The sequence below is a fragment of the Actinomyces sp. HMT 175 genome, assembly GCF_016694895.1.
GTDB lineage: Bacteria > Actinomycetota > Actinomycetes > Actinomycetales > Actinomycetaceae > Actinomyces > Actinomyces oris.
Genome location: NZ_CP068012.1, coordinates 1,699,338 through 1,719,074, shown reverse-complemented (window position 1 = coordinate 1,719,074; position 19,737 = coordinate 1,699,338). Strand labels below are relative to the sequence as shown.

At 67.5% G+C, this 19,737-nt stretch carries 17 protein-coding genes; 8 read left to right on the top strand and 9 right to left on the bottom strand.

What is annotated here, in order from left to right; all coding sequences use genetic code 11:
- Positions 1–28: 28 nt before the first annotated feature.
- Positions 29–274, top strand: a complete 246-nt coding sequence (locus tag JJJ14_RS07320) for a DUF350 domain-containing protein (protein ID WP_101559904.1) — start codon at positions 29–31, stop codon at positions 272–274.
- Positions 275–284: 10 nt separating this feature from the next.
- Positions 285–1,811 carry a polyamine aminopropyltransferase gene (locus JJJ14_RS07315; RefSeq protein ID WP_201443735.1) on the top strand — a complete coding sequence of 509 codons (1,527 nt, stop codon included), beginning with the start codon at positions 285–287 and terminating at the stop codon, positions 1,809–1,811.
- A gap of 96 nt (positions 1,812–1,907) precedes the next feature.
- Here the strand turns inward: JJJ14_RS07315 and JJJ14_RS07310 are convergent, their stop codons facing one another.
- From JJJ14_RS07310 to ypfJ, 3 genes are all read right to left on the bottom strand, one after another.
- Positions 1,908–2,267 (bottom strand): hypothetical protein, encoded by a 360-nt coding sequence (locus tag JJJ14_RS07310; protein ID WP_201443734.1) that lies wholly within the window; start codon positions 2,265–2,267, stop codon positions 1,908–1,910.
- A 58-nt stretch (positions 2,268–2,325) separates the two neighbouring features.
- A complete protein-coding gene (locus JJJ14_RS07305; protein WP_201443733.1) occupies positions 2,326–2,835 on the bottom strand; it encodes a flavodoxin family protein in 510 nt (169 codons plus the stop codon).
- A 192-nt stretch (positions 2,836–3,027) separates the two neighbouring features.
- Complete coding sequence (gene ypfJ, locus JJJ14_RS07300) at positions 3,028–3,936, bottom strand: KPN_02809 family neutral zinc metallopeptidase (RefSeq protein ID WP_201443732.1); 909 nt, start codon at positions 3,934–3,936, stop codon at positions 3,028–3,030.
- Between the two features lie 150 nt (positions 3,937–4,086).
- Here ypfJ and JJJ14_RS07295 point away from each other — a divergent pair, with 150 nt between their 5' ends.
- The gene (locus JJJ14_RS07295) at positions 4,087–5,142 is read left to right on the top strand and encodes a quinone-dependent dihydroorotate dehydrogenase (RefSeq protein ID WP_004564709.1); all 1,056 of its coding nucleotides are present in this window, start codon (positions 4,087–4,089) and stop codon (positions 5,140–5,142) included.
- Positions 5,143–5,186: 44 nt separating this feature from the next.
- On the opposite strand, the gene JJJ14_RS07290 is transcribed toward JJJ14_RS07295, so the two are convergent.
- Complete coding sequence (locus JJJ14_RS07290; RefSeq protein ID WP_070513220.1) at positions 5,187–5,795, bottom strand: DUF3043 domain-containing protein; 609 nt, start codon at positions 5,793–5,795, stop codon at positions 5,187–5,189.
- A 41-nt stretch (positions 5,796–5,836) separates the two neighbouring features.
- Between JJJ14_RS07290 and JJJ14_RS07285 the strand changes: the two genes are divergently transcribed.
- Both JJJ14_RS07285 and JJJ14_RS07280 read left to right on the top strand, forming a co-directional pair.
- Positions 5,837–7,225 (top strand): dipeptidase, encoded by a 1,389-nt coding sequence (locus JJJ14_RS07285; RefSeq protein ID WP_201443731.1) that lies wholly within the window; start codon positions 5,837–5,839, stop codon positions 7,223–7,225.
- Between the two features lie 40 nt (positions 7,226–7,265).
- Positions 7,266–8,516: a glycerate kinase gene (locus JJJ14_RS07280; protein ID WP_101559910.1), complete on the top strand. Its 1,251-nt coding sequence runs from the start codon at positions 7,266–7,268 to the stop codon at positions 8,514–8,516.
- A 43-nt stretch (positions 8,517–8,559) separates the two neighbouring features.
- On the opposite strand, the gene JJJ14_RS07275 is transcribed toward JJJ14_RS07280, so the two are convergent.
- From JJJ14_RS07275 to JJJ14_RS07260, 4 genes are all read right to left on the bottom strand, one after another.
- The gene (locus tag JJJ14_RS07275; RefSeq protein ID WP_004564713.1) at positions 8,560–9,573 is read right to left on the bottom strand and encodes a LacI family DNA-binding transcriptional regulator; all 1,014 of its coding nucleotides are present in this window, start codon (positions 9,571–9,573) and stop codon (positions 8,560–8,562) included.
- A gap of 196 nt (positions 9,574–9,769) precedes the next feature.
- On the bottom strand, positions 9,770–10,624 hold the full coding sequence (locus tag JJJ14_RS07270; protein WP_162829191.1) for a sugar ABC transporter permease: 855 nt from the start codon (positions 10,622–10,624) through the stop codon (positions 9,770–9,772).
- Between the two features lie 102 nt (positions 10,625–10,726).
- Complete coding sequence (locus JJJ14_RS07265) at positions 10,727–12,301, bottom strand: ABC transporter permease subunit (RefSeq protein ID WP_201443730.1); 1,575 nt, start codon at positions 12,299–12,301, stop codon at positions 10,727–10,729.
- Positions 12,302–12,391: 90 nt separating this feature from the next.
- Complete coding sequence (locus JJJ14_RS07260) at positions 12,392–13,648, bottom strand: sugar ABC transporter substrate-binding protein (protein WP_201443729.1); 1,257 nt, start codon at positions 13,646–13,648, stop codon at positions 12,392–12,394.
- 273 nt (positions 13,649–13,921) lie between these two features.
- Between JJJ14_RS07260 and JJJ14_RS07255 the strand changes: the two genes are divergently transcribed.
- Positions 13,922–14,911, top strand: a complete 990-nt coding sequence (locus JJJ14_RS07255; protein ID WP_201443728.1) for an IS481 family transposase — start codon at positions 13,922–13,924, stop codon at positions 14,909–14,911.
- Here the strand turns inward: JJJ14_RS07255 and JJJ14_RS07250 are convergent.
- A complete protein-coding gene (locus JJJ14_RS07250) occupies positions 14,908–16,134 on the bottom strand; it encodes a glycosidase (protein ID WP_201443727.1) in 1,227 nt (408 codons plus the stop codon). The two genes, JJJ14_RS07255 and JJJ14_RS07250, sit on opposite strands and share 4 nt — an antisense overlap.
- Before the next feature lie 189 nt (positions 16,135–16,323).
- Here JJJ14_RS07250 and JJJ14_RS07245 point away from each other — a divergent pair, with 189 nt between their 5' ends.
- Positions 16,324–17,643, top strand: coding sequence for a deoxyguanosinetriphosphate triphosphohydrolase (locus JJJ14_RS07245; protein ID WP_070513355.1), 1,320 nt, complete (start codon positions 16,324–16,326; stop codon positions 17,641–17,643).
- A gap of 68 nt (positions 17,644–17,711) precedes the next feature.
- Positions 17,712–19,727 carry a DNA primase gene (dnaG, locus tag JJJ14_RS07240; RefSeq protein WP_201443726.1) on the top strand — a complete coding sequence of 672 codons (2,016 nt, stop codon included), beginning with the start codon at positions 17,712–17,714 and terminating at the stop codon, positions 19,725–19,727.
- Positions 19,728–19,737 lie beyond the last annotated feature (10 nt).

Sequence of the window (19,737 nt, the reverse complement as noted above, 5' to 3'; positions counted from 1 at the left end):
CTCGACGGTCACACACGAAGGAGAAGACATGTCGCTCATAACCATCGCTCACCACTCATCGGTCGACCTCAACTGGCAGTCACTGCTGAGCACCGTCGTCTACGCGGTGCTCGGAGTGGTTCTGCTCATGGTGTTCGCGCTGCTGGTCAACCGCATCTTCCGCCTCGACCTCAGACGTGAGCTCATCGAGGACCAGAACATCGGCCTGGGGGTCGCCTTCGCCGGCACGGCGCTGGCCATCGCCATCATCATCGCTGCCACCATCCTGAGCTGAGCCGCACACCATGACCCACGGCCGAATCGGGCGACGAGAGAACGTCGCCCTGTTCACTGCGGCGCTGCTCGCCGCGATCGGCGGGCTCATCTACGAGCTCATCCTGGGCACGGCCGCCTCCTATCTCCTGGGCGACTCCGTGCTCAGCTTCAGTCTGGCCACCGGCATCACCCTGTTCGGCATGGGCATCGGCTCACTGTTGGTCAACCGCTTCCGTGCAGCGCCGGCAGTCGTCTTCGGTGTCAGCGAGGTGCTCCTGGGCCTCATCGGTGGCAACTCCGTCCTCCTGCTGTACCTGGCCTTCGGGCGCACCCGCCTGCACTGGGTCGTCTTCGGCGGCATCAGCCTGACCATCGGCATCCTCATCGGCCTGGAGATCCCGCTGCTGGTGCGGACCTTCGCCGCCTTCGGACGCCGCTCGACCAGCGAGCTGCTCGGCAAGGTCATGGCTATCGACTATTTCGGCTCACTGGTGGCCTCCCTGGTCTTCCCCCTGGTGCTCCTGCCGCAGCTCGGCCTCATGCGCGGGGCCTACCTGGTCGGTGCCCTCAACGTCCTGGTCGCACTGCTCGTCCTGCTCCAGGTGCGCACACCGCGCAAGATCCTGTGGGCGGCCACCGCCGCCGTCGTGGCACTGGTCGGCATGTTCGCAGCCGCCAACCGCATCGAGCGCAGCGTGGAGGCGCTGACCTACAACGACCCGATCGTCTACTACCAGCAGACCGCCTACCAGAAGGTCGTCCTTACCCAGTACCAGGACGACCTGCGCCTGTACCTCAACGGCCAGCTCCAGTTCTCCAGCCTGGACGAGGCCAGGTACCACGAGACCCTGTCCGCCAGTGCCATGACCTCGGTGAAGGAACCCGCCCACGTGCTCGTGCTCGGCGGCGGCGACGGCCTGCTGGCCCGGGAGATCCTGCGCTACCCCGGCGTCACGGACGTCACCATCGTAGACATCGACCCTGACGTCACCGAGCTGGCACGGAATAACCGCCTGCTCAAGGACCTCAACCACGCCTCCCTGTCCGACCCCAGGGTCAAGGTCGTCAACGACGACGCCTTCACCTACGTCCAGAACTCCAAAGCGACCTACGACGTCGCTCTCATCGACCTGGTCGACCCCTCCAACGAGAAACTCGCCAAGCTCTACTCCACCGAGTTCTATCGGAACATCGAGGCGCGGCTGGCACCCGAGGGCGTCATGGTCACCCAGGCCACCTCCACCTTCTTCTCACCCCACGCCTTCTCCACAGTGGCCAGCACCGTCGCCGCCGCTCAGCCGGATCGACAGATCCTGCCCTTCTCCACCAATGTCCCCTCCTTCGGGGAGTGGGGCTTCGTGCTGTCCACCAGGACGCCGCAGAACCTCATCAGCCAGCCGCTGCCCAAGGGCCTGACCTACCAGGATCGGAAGACGCTGGAGTTCATCATGCGAACCAAGCCGGCCCGCACCGAGTTCATGGAGCCCTCCACCCTTCTGCATCCGCGGATCGTCGAGGTCTACAACCAAGACATGCGGCAGTGGCGCTACTACTGAACCGCCCGGGAAGAGACGGCGAAGCCGGTTCGGTCTGAATCGTCCCGAAGCGACTTCGCCGTCACCCTGTTGCCGCATCGCGGCGGCCGCCTCACCTCATCTCAAGATTCTGATGGACAGCCAGGCGGCGATTCCGCCGATCATCACGCAGCTCATGAGGGACATGATGACTGCCATGCCGATGATGAACAGATAGTGCATTGCCGCCAGTGTTGCCAGCCAGATGAGCGTGACACGAGCAGCGCGAGGAAGTGCCGTCGCCAGGCATGCTCCGGCTGCGACGGTCAGCAGCCCACTGACGGCGAAGGACATGAAGCCTGGGTCAGTGGCGTTGACGGGCTCGAGTGTCGCTCCCCAGATGATGACGAGGAGACCACAGACGGCCAGGCACGCTCCGGCGATGCTTCGTCCGCTCAGCTGCTGCCGGGCCGACTTGTCCTGATTCGTTGCTGTCATGTTGTTGCTTTCCTTCCGATGATGCGATGTGCAGTCGTTGTCGCGGCGGCGCCTGTCGCTATCCGGTCTTCGCCGAAGCCGCGAGCTCGCGTCCCCAGCTGTGGGCGTCGGTCTCCTGGCCGGTGGCCAGCGGGCCCTTGCTCGCCGTGACCACGAAGCTTCTGACCGACACCGTCCGCCGACCCTGCCGCCGCTGTAGCGTCTTGGCAATCGCCTTGGCCGCAGAACCGCTGAGCCAGCCCTTGGAGATGACCGTGTCGAAGGCCGCGGCGTCGATGGATGCCGGGATCGCCACGGTCTCCAGCCACCCACCGATCCCGTGGGATGCCTTGCCTGATCCCGCCTGCGCACAGGCCTTGGCCCGTGTGGCCGCCGTCGGCAGGCCCCGGTTGTGGGTGGGGGCTCCCAGGACGAGCAGATCCAGGTCCGCGGGCAGGGCACTCGGAGCCCGGGCAACGTCGACGACCTGAGCCTCGATGCCGCCCTCGATCAACCCGGAGGCGACGGCCTCGGCGATGACCCGGGTATTGCCGAAGTAGGACTCAACAACGATGAGTGCCCTGGTCATGGTGTCCTCCTGAAGGCTGGTACCGGCGATGTCACTGGCGACGTGTGCGTCATGAACCCACTGTCAGGTGTGACGCCACGTCGCACGCAAACGGGGCCCGCCGCTCTCAAGGCAGCGGGCCCCGTCAGACCGAGAGGATCGGTGGGGAGGAAGGACGATCCGGGGCGACGAACGGCGTCGCCCCGGCGTGTCTCAGAGCTGGGAGGCGTCGACGGCGAAGGTGTTGCAGGCCTGCACTGAGCCGGAGTTCATCCCGGTGGTGAACCAGCGCACACGCTGCTCGGAGGATCCGTGGGTCCACGTGTCGGAGTCGACGTGCCCCTTGGCCCGCTCCTGGATGTGGTCATCGCCCACGGCCTCGGCCGCGCCCAGCGCGCCCTTGATCTCCTCACTGCTGGGACGATTGAGGAAGGGCTTGCCGGTGTCCGGGTCGGGGGTGGAGGAGGCGTGGTTGACCCAGATCCCCGCGTAGCAGTCCGCCTGAAGCTCCAGTCGCACCGAGTCCGACGTCGCACCGCTGCCCGAGCGGTCGGCCTTGGCCATCTGCCCGGTCAGGTGCTGGATGTGGTGGCCGAACTCGTGGGCCACGATGTACTCCTCCGCCAGGGGCGTGTCAGCGGCCCCCAGGGAGCGCTCCATCTCGGAGAAGAAGCTCATGTCCAGGTAGACCGTCCGGTCCCCTGAGCAGTAGAAGGGACCGACTGCCGAGGAGGCGTTGCCGCAGGCCGAGGAGATCTGGGTGCCGTCCCACAGGACGAACTCGGGCTTGGCGTACTTGAGCCCCGCCTGGGCCGGCAGCTGCTCGGTCCACACCGCGTCGAGGGACTCCGCGGTAGCCACCATGCGGCACTGGGTGTACTTGTTGGCACTGTCCCCGCTGGTGCAGACGGAGGTGTCGATCGATGAGGCCGTCGACGTCGTCGTCCCGGTCTGCTGCTGCGCTCCCAGCATGGAGGTCAGGTCCACTCCCGTGAGCTGGGAGATGAGGACGACGGCGATGACGGTCAGGATGGAGCCGCCACCGATCACGGTGCCCCGACCTCCGCCGGAACGGGTCTGGACCCGGTTGGGGTCGAGCTGGATATCGCGGTTGAAGGACACTGGCCACCTCTGAGAAGACGCCTGCAATGAGGCTCGGACGAAGCCCACGCTACCGTGACACCGTCACCGGCGCGAAGCGGGGATACCGAGGAGAATAGCGGCGGGACCCTGCACAGTCCCTGGAAGGCCTGGTCGGGGTAGCCTGATGCCGTGCTCTACGACCTGCTGTACAAGACCGTGCTGACCCGTATCGACCCCGAGCTGATCCACGACGTGTGCCTGGACGCGATCGAGATCACCGGCAAGGTTCCCCTCGTCAGGGACGTGGTGCGCCAGATGTGGGGGCGCAGGCCGGTCTTCCCCGTGCCCTCGGCCAACCAGGGCGGCCCCTTCGCCCGACCCGTGCCCGGCATCCTGGGGCTCGCAGCGGGCATGGACAAGGAGGGACAGGCCGTCGAGGGCCTGGACATGCTCGGCTTCGGCTTCATCGAGGTCGGCACCTTCACCGCCCACCCCCAGGGCGGCAACGACAAGCCCCGCATGTGGCGCTACCCGCAGATGCGCGCCGTGCGCAACCGCATGGGCTTCAACAACTCCGGGGCGGATGAGGCCGCCAAGCGCCTGCGGGCACTGCGCCGCACCCCTCGAGGGCGATCCATCGTCGTCGGCGCGAACATCGGCAAGACCAAGGTGACCCCGCTAGAGGAGGCGGTGGAGGACTACCGCTACTCGGCCGCGGCAGTGGCCCGCTGGGTCGACTACCTCGTTGTCAACGTCTCCAGCCCCAACACCCCCGGGCTGCGCAGCCTGCAGAGCGTTGAGACGCTGCGACCGATCCTCGAGGCGGTGCGCGAGGCCGCCGACCGCGCCGCCAGGCGGCACGTGCCGCTCCTGGTCAAGATCGCCCCGGACCTGGCTGACGAGGACATCGACGCGGTTGCGCAGATGGTCCTGGACATGGGCCTCGACGGGGTGGTGGCCACCAACACGACCATCGACCACGACCTGGGGGAGGGCGGCCTGTCCGGCGCCCCACTTCTGCCCCGCGCCCTGGAGGTCGTGCGCCGCCTGCGCCGCGGGCTGGGGCAGGAGCCCACGATCATCGGCGTCGGAGGCATCTCCTCCGTCATGGACGCCGAGCTCATGCTCGACGCGGGTGCGGACCTGCTTCAGGCCTACACGGCCTTCATCTACAACGGTCCCGCCTGGCCGGGGCGCATCAACCGGGCCCTGGCCACGGGCTCCGCCGCCCGGGCGACTGCCTGAAGCCCCGGGCGACCGGGGCCGCCCCACAGCGGCCCCGGAGCGGATCAGGAGGGGTACTGGCCCCGACTGACCAGGGCGGCGGGACGGCGCCAGCGCCGCAGCATGAAGCAGCGCGACATGATGTAGAAGAGGATCGTCCCCTCGTCCTTGACCTTCTCCTGACCGAACTTCGCGATGAGGCGGCGGCGCAGGCGCGCCCAGCACCAGACGGCGTCGGCGATTGCCAGAAGCAGGTAGCCGTTCATCGCCAGCACTGTGTAGAAGCTGACGAGCGGGTAGTGGGGCAGGATGCGGCTGAATCCGAAGGAGATGATGAGCAGGACGAAGATGAGGGGCATGAAGTACTCGCCCAGGTTGAAGCGCGCATCAACGAAGTCGCGGATGTAGCGCTTGATCGGCCCCTTCTCACGGGAGGGAAGGTACTTCTCCTCGCCGGTGACCATGGCCTCGTTCTGGCGCTTCCAGGCGGCGTCACGGGCCGCTCGCGCCTCCCGCTTGGCGGCCGCACGGTCCTTGGGGACCACGGGGTGCAGGTTCTTGGCCTGCTGGTCCTTACGCCGGGGCGTGGGGCGTCCCTTGCCTCCGGGCTTGGGGGAGGGCTCGGCCACGGGCTCCGGCTCAGGGGTCTGGCTGCGCTTCTTGAACAGGCTCACGGTGCCAAGACTAGCGGCAGCGGCGCGATACCCTGAAAACCATGATCACCGTTGATGCCGTGCGCACCGCCGTGCACACCTCCATGCCCACCATCGTCTCCGACCTGACGGATCTGGTCGCGATTCCCTCGGTCTCCGCCTCCAGCCACGACCAGTCCGAGGTCCAGCGCTCCGCCGAGGCCGTGGCCGCGCTCCTGCGCGACAGCGGTCTGGATGCCGAGATCCTCTCGGTGCCCGCCCCTGACGGCACCCCCGGTCGGCCCGCCGTCCTGGCCCACAAGGCCGGCCCCCAGGGCAGCCCGCACGTCCTGCTCTACTCCCACCACGACGTCCAGCCCGTCGGCGACCCGACCGGCTGGGACCAGGCCGACCCCTTCACCGCCGCCCGGCGCGGGGAGCGGCTGTTCGGACGCGGAACCGCTGACGACAAGGCCGGCGTCATCACCCACGCCCACGCCCTGCGCATCCTGGCCTCCCTGGCCGACGGCGAGCTGCCCTGCTCCGTGACGGTCTTCATCGAGGGTGAGGAGGAGGTGGGCAGCCCCTCTTTCGAGAACTTCCTGACCACTCACCGCGACCGCCTGGCCTCCGACGTCATCGTCGTGGCCGACTCCTCCAACTGGAAGGTCGGCATCCCGTCCCTGACCACCTCGCTGCGCGGCGTCGTCCAGGTTGACGTCCGTCTCGACATGCTCGACCACGCGCTTCACTCCGGCATGTACGGCGGCCCCGTGCTGGATGCCGCCACCGCCATGTGCCGACTGATCGCCTCCTGCCACGACGACGCCGGTGACGTCGCCGTGGCCGGACTGGTCAGCCGGTCCCAGGCCGACGCCGACTTCCCCGACTACCCGGAGGCCGACTTCCGCGCCGACGCCGGCATCCTCGACGGCGTCGAGCTCTCCGGCACCGGTGACCTCACCGCCCGGCTGTGGACCAAGCCCTCCCTGACGCTCATCGGCATGGACGTCACGCCCCTGGACCTGGCCGGCAACGTCTTGACCCCCTCGTGCACGGCCCGACTCTCGCTGCGCATCGCACCCGGGCAGGACCCGGCCGCGGCCCAGGAGGCCCTGGTCGCCCACCTGGAGAAGCACGTGCCCTTCGGGGGCCGGCTGACCGTCACCGGCCGTGAAGCCGGGCCGGCCTTCGACGGCTCCGAGGTCACCCCCGCCTCCGAGGCCGCCCACTGGGCCCTGTCCACCGCCTGGGACACCGAGGCTGTCAACATCGGACAGGGCGGCTCCATCCCCTTCATCGCCACCCTCAAGGAGACCTTCCCGGGTGCCCAGGTGCTCGTCACCGGGATCGAGGACCCCGACACCCGCGCCCACAGTGAGAACGAGTCCATGCACCTGGGCGAGCTCGAGCACATCGTGGTTGCCGAGGCCCTCCTCCTGGCCCGTCTGGGCGGTGCCATCGACTCATGACGGCCAGTGCTCACCGAGACCGCAACCGGAGAACGAGCCCATGAAGGTTCTCCTCGCCCCTGGCGGGCTGTGGCCCGAGCCCGCTGGAGTGCCTCTGGCGGGCTCGGGCAGTGGTCTTGCCTCGGGCCGGGTCGCCTCCGGTCTGGCACGTGGCTGGCGGGCGGCGCGCCCCCATGACTCCCTGACACTGCTGCCCATAGCGGACGGCGGACCGGGCTCGGCTCAGGTGATCGCCCCCGATCAGGTCGCCTCCCGGGAGGTCATTCAGGGACGGGGCCCGCTCGGACAGGTCAGAGAGGTCGACCTGGTGCGTCTGGTTCCCAGGCCCTCACGATCCGGGAGCCGGCACCCCGCAGAAGCGAGCACCTGGTTCCTGGACGCCGCCCGTCTCCTGGCGCTTCCCTCAGATCCCGATGAGGCGGCCCAGGAGGCGCTGGAGGGCAGCACCTCCGGTTTGGGAGAAGTCATCGGTGCAGCCCTGAGCCGTACCGGCACCTTGGACACGCTTGTGGTGGGGATGTCGCGCTCCGCCGTTCACGACGGGGGCCTGGGAGCCATGGACGCGCTCGGCGGCCTACGAGCTGCCAAGGACCTGCTGTCGCATCGCAGTCTGGGACTGGCCCTGGCCGACGACATCTCCCTGGGAGGCATGAACGGTGCCGGGGCGGCACTGACGAGTATCACCTCCATCAGCCCGGAGCGGGCCCAGGAACTGGACCGCCGCGCCTGCACCAAGGCAATGGAAAGCGTCAGGGCGGCCGAGGACCTCGATCCCGATGGCCTCGGTGTACGCAGGAGTCTGCCTATCGTCTCTGCACTCGGCGACGCCGGGCCGTCCGCCTCTGCGCACGCGGCGGACTCGGCAGGGACGGCTCGCCTGAGCGTGTCGACCTGGGGGACCGGGGCGGGCGGGGGCAGCGCCCTGCTGCTGCGGGCCCTGGGAGCCTGGGCGCGGCCCGGGGCGCGAGTCATGGCTGAGCTCGTCTGTCTGAGCGAGGCCGCCTACGGGCAGGACCTGGTGGTCTCGGCCTGGGGAGAGCTCTACGACGTCCTGGCCGACGGCGTCGTGGGCGTCGTCGGCCAGCAGGCCGCCTCACAGGCACAGCCGTGCATCCTGGTGTGCGGGCGCTGCGCCGTCAGTCGCGGCGAGCTGGCCGCAGCCGGTGTCACCAACGCCTACGGCCTGCAGGAGGCTCACACCGCCGAGCCCTGGGAAGCGACTGACTCCCACGGGCTGGAGGCACGGCTGGTAGACCTCGGCTCCCGGTTGGCCCGCACGTGGTCGCGCTGACCGGAGCACTGGCGTCAGCACACCGCTGCCGGCCAACCGGGGCTCAGTCGATGGGGGCCGCGGCAGTCGAGTCGCGCACGATGAGGTCGGGGGCGAAGAGCATCTCGGTGTCGGCCGGCCGCTGCCCGTTGAGCTGCGCGAGGAGCGTGGATACGGCCGCCCGGCAGATGGACTCCACGGGCTGACGCACCGTGGTCAGCGGCGGGTCCGTCATGGGGATGAGTGGCGAGTCGTCGTAGCCGATGACGGAGACGTCATGAGGCACTGACCTGCCCGTCTGGCGCACCCCGTGGACCACACCCAGGGCCATGACGTCCGAGGAGCAGACGATGCCGGTGCAGCCCTGCTCCAGCAGGTGCAATGCTGCGCTGACCCCGCCCTCGTAGGTGTAGAGCGTCTCCACGATCCGCAGCGGCTCCTCGGGAAGGCCCTCGCCCATGGCGTCCTCGTAGCCGGAGCGCTTGCGCTGAGCCGGCACCATGCGCATCGGCCCCATGGCCAGGCCAATGCGCTGGTGACCCAGGGCGATGAGGTGATCCACCGCGATGCGGGTCGCCCGGCGGTCATCGGTGGCGAAGCCCGGTGCCTTGATGGTCGGCGCGTTGCCGTTGATCGTCACCAGTGGTACGCCACGCTCACGCAGGCGCTGGTAGCGGGTCACGTCACCGGTGGTGTCCGCGTGGCGTCCGGAGACGAAGATGATGCCGGCGACACCGCGGTCCACGAGCATCTCGATGTACTCGTCCTCGCTGATACCGCCGGGGGTCTGGGTACACAGCAGGGGAGTGTGCCCGGAGGGTGCCAGGAGCTGTTCGATCTGCTGGGCGAACAGCGGAAAGATCGGGTTGCTCAGCTCAGGCACGATCAGCCCCATGAGACCGCGGGAGGTCTGGTGCACCGACTCGGGCCGCTCGTAGCCCAGGATGTCGAGGGCAGCGAGTACCTGCCGACGGGTCGAGTCAGCCACGTTGGACTTTCCATTGAGCACACGGGAGACAGTCGCGGTGGAGACGCCCGCCTGGTCGGCGATGTCAGTGAGAGTGAGTCTCTGTGGCATGAGTGAATCCTACGAAGAACGGTCAGGATGGAGGGGCTGACTCGCCTGAACCGACAGCGGAACGTCGCGTCCCTCGACTGACCATCATCGCAGGTCATGTCCCGTTTGTGGGAATCCGGGACGGTGAGGTGGCGCCGTCGGCCCCTGATTCCCGGCTGATGGGACGGGAAGGATGCGTCAAGGCGCCCGGCCCCGATCAGCCCTTGACCGCACCCGAGATCGATCCGCCGACGATATAGCGCTGCAGGTATTGGAACAGAGCGATCACCGGGGCCATGGTGAGGACCGCTCCGGCAGCGAAGATGCCCAGGTTGTTGGAGCGGTCGCCGACGAGCATGCCGTAGAGCCCCACTGCGAGCGTCTTCTGGGAGTTGTCGGTCAGAATGATCGAGCCCAGGAGGAACTCGCTGATGACACCCACGAAGGCCAGCAGGAAGGTGGTGGCGATGATCGGCTTGAGCGTGGGCAGAAGGATGATGCGGAAGACCTGCCAGTGCGTGCAGCCGTCGATGATGGCGGCTTCATCGAGCTCGCGGGGAATCGTGTCGAAGGTTCCCTTGATGAGCCACACCTGCCCCAGTGCTCCGCCCATGAGCGCCAGGCTGTAGCCGGCCAGGGTGTTGAGGCCGAGGAAGGGGACGACCTGGCCGATGTCGGAGATCATCGTGTAGATGGCGATCATGGACAGGATCGCGGGGAACATCATAATCAGGAGCAGGGCGAGCAGGCCGCCGCGGCGTCCGGTGAAGCGGAACCGGGAGAAGGCATAGGCCCCCAGCAGGGACAGGAAGACCTGAGCAGTGGCCACCACTGTGCAGATGATGATCGTGTTGAGGTACCAGCGCAGGAATGGGCCTCGCGCCCCCGACAGCAGGTTCTGGTAGTTGACCAGGCTCACCTTGGTGGGGATCAACCCGGTGGATGCCACCGTGCCCAGGGGGTTGAGAGAGGCGGAGATGACGTAGAGGACGGGGAAGGCTGCGAAGACCAGGGCGATGACGCCGACGACGTGTCTCCAGCCGATCTCTCGGAACCAGCGTGAGAACGGCATGTGATTCTCGATGACGACGCTGTCCTCGGACCTGTTTGATGCGGACCGGGACACGGGCTGCGATGAGGTGCTCATGATGATGTTCTTTCCGAGGTCGGCTGGTCAGTTGACGTCTTCGAGCTTCTTGGTGGCTCGGAACTGCAAGGCGGCCAGGACGCCGGTGACGGCGAACAGGACCACGGAGACGGCCGAGGCGAATCCGAAGTCCGAGCCGGCACGGCCGAAGGCGATGCGGTAGACCATGGAGATGAGGATGTCGGTTCCGCCGCGTGTGTACTCCCCGGCCGGGAAGGGTCCACCCTCGGTTAGCAGCTGGATGGCATTGAAGTTGTTGAAGTTGAAGGCGAAGGTGCTCACCAGCAGAGGGGCGACGGCGACCAGGAGCAGTGGGGTGACGATGCGCCATGTGGCCTGCATGCCACTGGCGCCGTCCATCTTGGCCGCCTCCTTGACATCGCCGGAGATGGACTGCAGAGCGCCGGTGCACACGATGAACATGTAGGGGAAGCCCATCCACGTGTTGGTGAGCAGAACGGCGATCTTGGCCATGGTCGGGTCGGACAGCCACGGGATACTGAGGTGCATCATCCGATTGATGAGGCCGAAGTCCTGGTTGTAGAAGTTCGACCACACGAGCAGCGAGATGAAGCCGGGTACGGCGTAGGGCAGCAGGAGGAAGGAGCGGTAGAGCTTCTTACCCTTGATGCGATCATCATTGAGGGTCAGCGCCAAGAAGAAACCGAGGCCGAAGGTGAGCAGCACCGAGCCCAGGGCGAAGATGATGGTCCATGCGAAGGCCTTGAGGAACTGGGAGGCCAGGTTGCCCTCAGTGAAGAGCCGTGAGTAGTTGGCCAGTCCCACGTTCTGCTTCCAGGACTGGGCCAGGCTCTCTCCCTCGGCGTTGACGAAGTGCTCGGACAGCCCCACCTTCTTGACCGAGTAGATGTCGCCGGTGGCGGTGTTGGTCATGGTGTCGGAGGACTTGTTGTAGACCATCCGCTTGGTTCCCTCGAAAGCGGTCCGGATGCCCTGAACCTTGACCGTGGTCTTGTCCGTGAAGGGAACCGACATGGCGCTGATGTCCTCGTAGGCGGTGTTGATCTGCCTGGGGGACAGGATCGTGTATCCCTCCGCCTTGGTCACCACGCCGTTGTCGACGGTGACGGTGCTGGCGTCGACCTTCTCCAGCTTCTTCCCGTCACTTCCCCGCAGCACCTCCTTGGTCTGCGGATTGACGAGGAACAGTGAGAAGGGGCCCTTGGTGACGTCGCCGTCGGTCGCGACTGACAGACCATAGGTGGGAGAGTCCTCGGTGCGGACCATGGAGTTGTTGGTGATGGAGGCGATGGCCTCCTCCTTGGTCCCGCGGTACCCGTCCCCGAAGTTGGTGAAGGAGGTTTGAATGGTCAGCACGATGGGGACGATGAGGAAGACGGTGAGGAAGAACGTGCCGGGGAAGAGGTACTTGGCGGGCACGAATCTCTTGGTCGAGTACAGCAGGAACATGGCCCCCGTGGTCAGGACGACGATTCCCAGCCACAACCACATCCGATAGGCGATAAGAAGTGGGACGAGGTAGATCGCTGCGACCAGCGTGAGGGACAGCACCATGATGCGACCGACGAGACCTCTGATGGTCGTGGTCTTCTCCCTCGGGGTGGTGGATGCGGACGTCATTATCTGCGGGTCCTTTCCAGAAGTGGGAAAGCAGTATGAGGAATAGTCGGGTGCGTGGAGAAGCGTTCCGCTCTTCGGCGTCGAGGCGGTTTACGAGCCCTTGATCGACGCCTTGATGGTCTGGCCGACCCCGGTCATGGTGCTGGCGGGATCGGCGCCCGCGACGATGTTGGCCTGAGCGCGTCCAAGGGGTTCCCACACTGAGGACATGGCGGGGATCGCGGGCATGGGGTCGGCCTTGGCGGAGAGCTCCGCGAAGGTGACCATGTCGGGGTGCTCCGCCTTGAGCTTGTCCGCGAGGTCCTTCTGGGCCGGGGGCAGCTCGTTGCTGGGGAACATCGAAGCCGCGAAGGTCATATCCTTGGCGGCATCGGCCACGAAGGTCTCGGCGAAGGCCTTGTTCTTCCCGTTGGAGGCGACATAGAAGCAGTTGACTCCGACGAAGGGGCTCGCCTGACTGTTCTTGATGTCTTTGAAGCCCGGAATCCGAGTGAGCTGGTAGTCGATACCGGCCTTCTTGATGTCCGCCAGGGCCCATGGCCCCGAGATGAGGTAGGGAGCCTTACCATCGGTGAACAAGGAAATGTGGTTGGCGGTCGTGACTGACTTCCTGAGGACTCCCTGCTGGCCGAGCTGGCGGATCTTCTCCGCGGCCTTGATGGATCCCTCCTTGCCGATACCGAGGTCATTGGGATCGTAGGAGCCGTCCGGGTTCTTGCCGAACATGTAGCCGCCGGCGGCGGTGTAGATCGGCTCCATGTTGTAGGCGTCGCCCTTCTCGTCGATGGCCTGCGACAGGACGAGCTCGGTTCCGGCCGCCTTGCCGGCCTCGATCATCTCCTCAATGCTGGCCGGCTGGGTCACTGAGGTCAGTGCCTTGTTGACGAACAGGCCCAGGCACTCGACGGCGTAGGGCGTTGCGTAGATCTGGCCGTCGTAGGTGACCGCCTTGAGCGCGATGTCGGAGTAGTTGGATTCGGCCTCGGGGCTCAGAACGACCGGCCGGATCGCGCTGTTCTGCACCAGGTTGCCGATCCAGTCGTGTGCGCCGAGGACGATGTCAGGGCCGTTGCCGGCCTGGTTGGCGGTGATGAAGTTGGGCTGCAAGTCATTGGCGACGGTCTGGACCGCCACCGACATGCCCTGCTGCTTGCCCCAGGTCTTGGCGATCTCCTTGAGGGAGTCCGCCTTTTTCTGATCCGCCCAGATGACCAGGTCGGCATCGGAGTCGCCTGCCGAGGCGTCAGACGCCTGTGAGGCAGCGCCGCCCGAGGCCGCCGTACCCGCAGTATTGCGCGAGCCGGAGCAGGCGGCCAACGTTGGCACGGTGGAGGCCAGAGCGGCCATCGTCAGGAAGGATCGGCGGGTGGGTGCCGCAGGGATTCTCCTTCGAATCAGATCCGCAGCGAGGAGTTCCTCGCCTGGCACCATAATTTAATCGGCTTATGTAAAGATTGCAAGAGACTAATGAAACTTGCATCCGTGTGCCCTAGGTGTACTGATCGGGAGGGTTGGTTGAGGGGGTGTGATCTGAGTCTTTGAGGTGAGGAGAGCGCCTTGGGCTGGTTGAGTGGAGGTGTTGCAGTTCCCCATCAGCCAGACACGAAAGGTGCTCTCCTCATGTCCCACGCTAACGCAGCCCTGACCCCGCGTGCTCGTTTGAGGGTCGCCCGTCTGGTGGTTGAGGAGGGCTGGCCCGTCAGCGAGGTTGCTGCCCGGTTCCAGTGCTCATGGCCCACCGTCAAGCGCTGGGCCGACAGGTACAGGGCCGGCCAGCCCATGACCGACCGCTCCAGCCGCCCACGCTCGTGTCCTCACCGCACACCCAAGGCAGTGGTCAAACGGATCGTCTCGCTGCGCATGCGCCTGCGTGAGGGCCCCGTCCAGCTCGCTGCCCGCACCGGGGTCGCAGCCTCGACCGTCCACCGCATCCTGCGAGCCGCCCACCTCAACCGCCTGTCGTACACCGACCGGGCCACCGGTCAGGTCGTGCGCCGCTACGAGCACCCCTACCCCGGATCTCTTGTCCACGTCGACGTCAAGAAGATCGGCAACATCCCCGACGGTGGTGGATGGCGCTACGTCGGTGCGCGCCAGGGCGCGCGCAACCGCGCCTCCACCCCCGGCAAGGCCCGTAGCCAGGCCAGCCGCAGACCGGTGATGGGCTACGCCTGCGTGCACTCGGTGATTGATGACTACTCCCGCGTGGTCTACAGCGAGATCCACGACGATGAGAAGGCCGATACCGCCGTCGGAGTGCTCCAGCGCGCGGTGTCATGGTTCAGCGCCCGAGGAGTCAAGGTGGAGCGAGTCCTGTCCGACAACGGTTCTGCCTACCGTTCCCAGGCCTGGCAAGCCGCCTGTCAGCAGCTGGGCATCAAGGCCAAGCACACCCGCCCCTACCGCCCCCAGACCAACGGCAAGATCGAGCGCTTCCACCGCACCCTGGCCGACGGCTGGGCCTACGCCCGCCACTACACCTCCGAGACCCAACGCCGCCAGGCCCTACCCGCATGGCTGCACCTCTACAATCACCACCGACCCCACACCGCCACCCAAGGCCACCCACCCATCACCCGCCTAACCAACCTCCCCGATCAGTACACCTAGGCAACGGTTGTGGCCTCCAGCCACGTCGTCGTCGCCGGGGGTACGAGTAGACGCCCCTCCTCCTGGCGCAGGGGCTGGGAGGATAGGAGAACCTTGGCCTCGGCCGGCAAGGTGACGGGGGAGTCGGAGGTATTGACGACGACCAGGACGCCACGCACCAGGAAGGAGAGGGTCTGGGGCGGGCACCACTCCAGCCCGGTGACGAAGGCCAGGGGAGCGCAGGCCAGGTTGTACTCGTGCCGCACGTGGGCCGCGTGGCGCACGGTCGCAGTCGGAGAGCCGAACTGAGAGGACTGCACCTGCGTGTGCTCAGCCACCATGTCGGCCAGCTCCAGGGGAGCGGTTGGCTTGTCGGAGTCGGACAGGGCGATCTCATCGCCCTGACGTAGGTAGAGCGAGCCGGGCAGGGCCAGCATCATGGCCTGCAGGGCGAGCCCTCGACGCAGCCGTTCATCGCGGTTGACGGAGTACCAGCGCTGCCCGTCGCCCGGATCCAGGTGCTCGGAGAGAATGTGGGGAGGCAGGAATCGCCAGGTGGGGGGTGCCCCGAAGCGGTCGTGCTCGTCCAGCGACCGGGTCAGGTGGGACGTGAGCGACTCGGCGTTCCACCGTGTCAGTGTCAGACAGTCGTCGCGCAAGTGGTGCACCCAGTCGTCCTGGAGGTGATGACGCAGTGACTCCGGGTAGTCGGCGGTCACGTCGGCACCGATGATGCCCTCGTCGACGTACTCGGCCAACTGGCCGTGCAGCATGGCGCAGTAGGTGCTGAGTCGATCCAGCCGGATTCCCCTGGTGAGTTGGGGAGGCACGATCGTGCCCAGGTCGATGCCGGCCGCACCGGCCTGCAGGTAGGCCTCCGAACGGCGCAGCAGGTCGTCAGCGGCGCCTTCGAGGCCGGTGAGGAAGCCGGTGGTCTGCTTGGCGTAGGGGCCCGTGATCGGACCCAGCGCACCGGAGATGCGCACGATGGTGCGCAGCCCCTGCTCCCCGGCCTCGTCGATGAAGCGGCGGATCGAGTCCATCTCGGTGTCGATGTCGAGCAGGCTCGGACGGATGAGTACCGCGTCCATGCCCAGGTAGCGGGCGTGCTTGATGATGGGATCGGTGCGGTCCAGCTCGGCTGCTCCCAGGGCAGGTGAGGGGATCTCGTAGACCAGTGCGTGGCGCCACCACTCTTCCGGACCGTCGTAGGGTCGGTGAACGAGGGTTGTGGTGGTGGTCACGGCAGGTGTCTCCCTTCCACCGGGTGTGCTCCCGGGGACTTGACGTCCAAGAAGTGATTCATCGATGTGAGGAGGGTGCGTGGTGACCACAAGCTGGAGGGATCGGGTACCGGTGCTCCCCTGGGATGGTGTCGGAGGTTTCGGAATGGTGACGACCATGGTAACCCGCTTCTGCGCTACCTTGTGACTATGTCAGCGCAGAAATCTGGATCCGAACCTGTGCGTATCGACGGACGAGACGCCCTTGACCTGTCCGGGTACCGGGTGCAGGACGTGGAGCGCTTCGTTCACGAGCAGGCGAAGAATCCCCAGCGCACCCCTTTCGAACGCGACCGGGCCCGGGTCCTGCACTCCTCGGCGCTGCGGCGCCTGGGGGCCAAGACCCAGGTGCTGGGGCCCGCTGCTGACGACTTCGTGCGCACCCGGCTCACCCACTCCCTGGAAGTGGCGCAGGTGGGGCGCGCCCTGGGGCAGGCGCTGGGATGCGACCCCGACGTCGTCGATACCGCCTGCCTGTCCCATGACCTGGGCCACCCTCCCTACGGGCACAACGGTGAGAAGGCGCTCGACGTCGTGGCCCGCCAGATCGGGGGCTTCGAGGGCAATGCCCAGACCTTCCGGATCCTCACCCGGCTGGAGCCCAAGACCCTTGATGCGGCCGGGAGGCCGGTCGGCGTCAACCTGACGCGGGCCAGCCTCGATGCCGTCGCGAAGTACCCGTGGCTCAAGGGGAGGGGGCCGGGTGGACCGAGCGGGCGCAGTGCGCGCAAGTACTCCGCCTACGACGACGACGCCGAGATCTTCGCCTGGATGCGTCAGGGGGCCCCGGAGGGCAGGCGCTGCATCGAGGCACAGATCATGGACCTGTCCGACGATGTCGGCTACTCCGTCCACGACGTCGAGGACGCGATCGCCCTGGGACGCCTGGACCCGGCCTGCCTGACAGACCCCAAGGAGGTCGATGAGCTGCTCGGGGCCACGCGGGCCTGGTACGGCACCGACCTGAGCGCCGACGCCCTTGGGGCGGCTTTCGACAGGCTGGCCGGCCGGCCCTACTGGATCCGCTCCTACAACGGCTCGGTGGCCGACGCAGCGCATCTGAAGAACCTCACCAGCGAGATCATCGGACGCTTCGTCTCCGCGGTCGCCTCCGCCACCCGCCAGACCTACGGCGACGGGCCCCTGACTCGCTACGAGGCCGAGCTCGTCATCCCCGAGGAGACGGCCGCGGAGATTCTCCTGCTCAAGGGCATCGCCGTGCGCTACGTCATGGAGCCGCGGGAGCACGAGCCGGTCTACCTGCGCCAGCGCACCCTCATCTTCGACCTCGCCGACGTCCTCATGACCGGCGGCGGGAAGGGCATCGACCCGGTTCTGCTCGATGTCTGGCACCGGGCCGAGAACGACGATGCGCGCCTGCGGGTGGTGGTCGACCAGATCGCCTCCCTGACGGACACCTCCGCGCGGGCCTGGCACGCCCGGCTGTGCGGCATGTTCTCCGAGGTCTAGCTGTACTGGTCGGGGAGCCCCTTCAAGCCCTGGCGCAGGATGTCGGTGCCCTCGCCTACGATGGCCCTGTGGCGGGACTGATTAGACGTGAGGACATCGAGGCGGTGCGCGAGCGCGCCAGGCTTGAGGACGTCGTCAGTGAGCACGTGACCCTCAAGAGCGCCGGCGTCGGCTCGCTCAAGGGGCTGTGCCCCTTTCACGACGAACGCACCCCCTCCTTCCACGTCCGCCCCCAGCTCGGTTACTGGCACTGCTTCGGCTGCGGTGAGGGCGGTGACGTCATCACCTTCATCGAGAAGATCCACCACCTCGGATTCGCCGAGGCCGTCGAGTACCTCGCTGACCGCACCGGGGTCCAGCTGCGCTACGAGGAGGGCGGCGCGGTGCGGCGCGGGGTCGAGCCGGGCACTCGGCAGCGCCTCATGGACGCCAACCGCCTGGCCGAGGCCTGGTTCCGCGAGCAGCTCGCCACCCCGGAGGCACAGCCAGGGCGGGACTTCCTCACGTCCCGGGGCTTCGACCGCCATGCCGCCGCGCACTTCGGCGTCGGCTACGCGCCCGCCGGATGGGACAACCTCGCCCGCTACCTGCGCAGCTCCGGCTACACCGAGGCCGAGCTGGTCGACTCCGGCCTGTGCAGCCGGGGCGGGCAGGACGGGCGCCGCGTCTACGACCGCTTCCGCGGCCGCCTCATCTGGCCCATCCGGGACGTCACCGGAGCCACCGTCGGCTTCGGGGCGCGCAAGCTCTCGGAGGAGGACCAGGGCCCCAAGTACCTCAACACCCCCGAGACCCCCGTCTTCCACAAGAGCCAGGTCCTCTACGGGCTGGACCTGGCCAAGCGGGAGGTCGCCCGCTCCCACCGGATCGTCGTCGTCGAGGGCTACACCGACGTCATGGCCGCCCACCTGTCCGGGGTGACCACGGCCGTGGCCACGTGCGGGACCGCCTTCGGTGCGGACCACGTGCGGGTCGTGCGCCGCCTGCTAGGGGATGTGGACGACCCGGCAGCGGGGGTGGTCACCGGTCAGGGGCGCGAGGCCCGTGGCGGCGAGGTCATCTTCACCTTCGATGGTGACGCGGCCGGTCAGAAGGCCGCGCTGCGTGCATACGCCGAGGACCAGCGCTTCGCCACCCAGACCTTCGTGGCCGTCGACCCCGGCGGCCTGGACCCCTGCGACCTGCGCATGAAGGAGGGGGATTCGGGCATCCCGCGCCTGCTGTCCCGACGGGTGCCGCTGTTCGAGTTCGTCATCCGCACCTCCCTGTCCCACCTGGACCTGGACACCTCCGAAGGCCGCGTCCGGGGGCTGCGCTCGGCGGCGCCGGTGGTGGCCGGGATCCGGGACCGGGCGCTCAAGCGCGAGTACACCCGGCGCCTGGCCGGATGGCTGGGCCTGCCCGATGCCGAGGTCCACGCCGCAGTCCAGGCCGCAAGCAGGCGAGGGGCCCAGCCCAGCACGGCGCGGGGCGGCCAGTGGCCCGCCGATGAGACTGCCGGTCCCGATGCCGCCGCCCCCGTGCGGGGGCTGCCGCCGGTGACCGACCCTGTTGAGCAGCTCGAGCGTGAGGCCCTGGCCGTCATCATCCAGTTCCCGGTGGCGGCCCACCAGGCCGGCGCAGACGAGCTGGGGGCCGACTCCTTCGGCCAGCTCACCCACCGGGCCGTCTACGAGGCCGTCGCCGCCGCCGGAGGCACTGGGGAGGTGCCGGGGCTGGTCCAGCAGGCGGTGGCCGCCGGCATGGGGGAGCAGGAGGCGCAGCGCCGGGCCACGCTGCGTTGGCTCCAGCAGGTGCGCGACGGCGCCATCGGCCTGGTCGAGGCCGCCATCACCGAGCTCGCCGTGGCACCCCTGCCCCTGCCCACGATCCGGGGGCGGGGCACCGAGGTGGACGCCTCCGGTCTGGAGCGCTACGCCAAGGGCGTGCTCGACTCCCTGGCCGTCATGGGCATCAACCGCCGGCTGGTCGAGATGCGCTCACGCCACCGGCGGATGTCACCGCAGGAGGAGGGCTACCGCGAGCTGTTCTCACAGATCGCCGCCCTCGAGCAGCGCCGCATGCAGATCCGGCAGGGGACCTGAGGCCGGGCGG

Bases quoted from the DNA above. Each gene is read 5' to 3' on its own strand.
- JJJ14_RS07270 (WP_162829191.1), bottom strand. From the start codon at position 10,624: ATGCCGTTCTCACGCTGGTTCCGAGAGATCGGCTGGAGACACGTCGTC.
- JJJ14_RS07305 (WP_201443733.1), bottom strand. From the start codon at position 2,835: ATGACCAGGGCACTCATCGTTGTTGAGTCCTACTTCGGCAATACCCGG.
- JJJ14_RS07285 (WP_201443731.1), top strand. From the start codon at position 5,837: ATGATCACCGTTGATGCCGTGCGCACCGCCGTGCACACCTCCATGCCC.
- JJJ14_RS07320 (WP_101559904.1), top strand. From the start codon at position 29: ATGTCGCTCATAACCATCGCTCACCACTCATCGGTCGACCTCAACTGG.
- JJJ14_RS07255 (WP_201443728.1), top strand. From the start codon at position 13,922: ATGTCCCACGCTAACGCAGCCCTGACCCCGCGTGCTCGTTTGAGGGTC.
- JJJ14_RS07245 (WP_070513355.1), top strand. From the start codon at position 16,324: ATGTCAGCGCAGAAATCTGGATCCGAACCTGTGCGTATCGACGGACGA.
- JJJ14_RS07265 (WP_201443730.1), bottom strand. From the start codon at position 12,301: ATGACGTCCGCATCCACCACCCCGAGGGAGAAGACCACGACCATCAGA.
- JJJ14_RS07260 (WP_201443729.1), bottom strand. From the start codon at position 13,648: ATGGCCGCTCTGGCCTCCACCGTGCCAACGTTGGCCGCCTGCTCCGGC.
- JJJ14_RS07280 (WP_101559910.1), top strand. From the start codon at position 7,266: ATGAAGGTTCTCCTCGCCCCTGGCGGGCTGTGGCCCGAGCCCGCTGGA.
- JJJ14_RS07275 (WP_004564713.1), bottom strand. From the start codon at position 9,573: ATGCCACAGAGACTCACTCTCACTGACATCGCCGACCAGGCGGGCGTC.
- JJJ14_RS07315 (WP_201443735.1), top strand. From the start codon at position 285: ATGACCCACGGCCGAATCGGGCGACGAGAGAACGTCGCCCTGTTCACT.
- JJJ14_RS07310 (WP_201443734.1), bottom strand. From the start codon at position 2,267: ATGACAGCAACGAATCAGGACAAGTCGGCCCGGCAGCAGCTGAGCGGA.